The 522-nt window shown below is 57.3% G+C and carries 1 protein-coding gene; it reads left to right on the plus strand.

The annotated features are described in order from the left end of the window. Window positions 1–95: 95 nt before the first annotated feature. Window positions 96–522 (plus strand): GrpB family protein (locus EOA29_RS39565; protein WP_145970162.1); only part of this gene is annotated, 427 nt, incomplete at its 3' end.

Below are 522 nucleotides of genomic sequence, written 5' to 3' on the forward strand. Positions count from 1 at the left end.
CCGTAGATCCTACATGATCAATAAATGCCCGCTCTGTCATTGCACCGGCGCGGGCATTTATTGATCATGTAGGATCTACGGCGATCCGCGGTCTTATGGGCAAGCCGTGTATCGACCTCCTGGTCTCCCTTCTCGACTGGTCAGAAGCACAACAAGTCGCCGCAACGCTGAACACAGCGGGCTATGTCGAGGAGGAGAGTTGCGATAACCCACCGCGCATTTTTCTTGTGAAACCCGATCCCGTCACGCCCTTTCACCTTCACCTAGTTCCCAACGGCAACTCTTGGGGACAGGACATGATTGTATTTCGCGACGAGTTGTCCGGCGATCCAGACCTAGCGAGCCGCTATGCCGCTCTCAAGCAACGCCTTGCGCAGGCGTATCCGACCGACGCCAAGGCCTACACTCGAGGTAAGTCTAGCTTTGTCGCCGAGGTTCTGCGTCATGCAGCGGCGGCGTTTAGCAATGACCGCCTGCTGACCCATCAGCGTGCGGAGCTGAACCGTGCGCAGGCATCAGAAC

This window comes from Mesorhizobium sp. M1E.F.Ca.ET.063.01.1.1 (assembly GCF_003998155.1).
Lineage (GTDB): Bacteria > Pseudomonadota > Alphaproteobacteria > Rhizobiales > Rhizobiaceae > Mesorhizobium.